Raw genomic sequence first — 1,675 nt, forward strand, 5'->3', positions numbered from 1 at the left:
TGATATGCTCCCCTTTAGGTAGACAGATTAAAAAATAAAAATCTGTTTATCTAGGGGGGCATTTTTTTATGGCTCGAAGTAACCACTCAAAAGATGAAAAATTAGCAGTTCTAAGACTTCTTTACAAAGGACAAAAGACAATTTCAGAATTAGCTACTATATTCCAGGTTTCTTATAAAACCATTGAAGAATGGAACTACAAATACGAAATAGATGGAGAAATTGGCCTTGAAGAGTCCACTTCTTGGAATCCTTACTCAAAAGAGCTAAAGTTAGCAGCTGTACAAGACTATTTATCTGGACAATATTCTTTAAAAGAAGTTACAAGAAAATACAAGATTTCTGACAAATCCGTTTTGAGAAATTGGATTCAAAAGTATAATAGTCATAGAGAATTAAAGGATACCGGTAAAGGAATGACAAACTCTATGACTAATAAAAGAACAACGACGTTAGAAGAAAGAATACAGATTGTAAATTACTGTCTAGAACATCAGAAAAACTATCAGCTCTCTGCAGAAACCTATGAAGTGTCTTATCAACAGGTGTATCAATGGGTCAAAAAATTTGAAGCGAATGGTGAAGAGGCTCTGCAGGATAAACGTGGTCGCAAGAAAGAAGAACATGAATTAACAGATGAAGAAAAATTCAAGCTAGAAATGAAACGTTTAGAACGTGAAAATGAACGATTACGCGCAGAAAATGCCTTTTTAAAAAAGTTGGAAGAACTCGAAAGGAGGAATCGTTAACAAGCGTTCGTTTACAAAATAAATATAGAGCGATTCAAGAGTTACATGCGAAAGAAAATCTGCCAGTAATCCTTTTATGTGATATTGCCGGTTTATCTCGTGCTGCCTATTATAAATGGCTACAACGTACGCCAACAGTTAGAGAGCTAGAGAATAAAGCGATTCTTCAGGATATCCAAGCTATTTATCGACAAGTCGAAGGAATTTATGGATATCGAAGAATGACTTTAAATATCAATCGTAAATACAATAAAAAGTTCAATCACAAACGAATTTATCGATTAATGCAAATCAGTGGTTTACAATCCGTGATTCGTCGAAAAAGAAAGCGATATGTTTCTTCACCTGCACAACATGTCGCTGAAAATCGATTAAATCGTGAATTTACTGCAAGCAAACCCAACGAAAAATGGGTAACAGATGTGACAGAGTTCAAATTAGGAAATGGAAAGAAAGCTTATTTAAGCGCTATTCTAGATCTTTACGATGGCTCTATTATCAGTTATGTATTGGGGCATTCAAATAATAATGAATTGGTATTTAAAACGTTTGATTTAGCAATGCTTACTTTAAAAGATGGAGAACAACCGTTACTTCATAGTGATCGTGGCTATCAGTACACATCACATGGATTTAAAAGAAGAATAGATGGAGCAGAGATGATTCATAGCATGTCCCGTGTAGGCAAATGTATAGATAACGGACCAATGGAATCATTTTGGGGAACATTGAAATGTGAAAAGTATTATTTACATAAGTACCAAACATTTGAAGCGTTACAACAAGCGATTGAGGATTATATCCAGTTTTACAATAACGATAGATACCAAGAACGATTAAACGGCTTAAGCCCATTAGAATACAGGGCTAAAGCCGCTTAAAAGCTTTTTATTATTTCCACTGTCTACTTGACAGGGAGCAGTTCA

General features: G+C 34.6%; 1 protein-coding gene. It reads left to right on the top strand.

All coding sequences use genetic code 11. The features are described from left to right. Positions 1-68: 68 nt before the first annotated feature. A protein-coding gene (locus AC1DCY_RS27070; protein WP_477355753.1) for an IS3 family transposase occupies positions 69-1,630 on the top strand; the annotation gives its coding sequence in 2 pieces (ribosomal slippage) (positions 69-726 and positions 726-1,630; 1,563 coding nt in all). Positions 1,631-1,675: the final 45 nt, after the last annotated feature.

It is taken from the genome of Lysinibacillus sp. 10T31, from assembly GCF_056394365.1.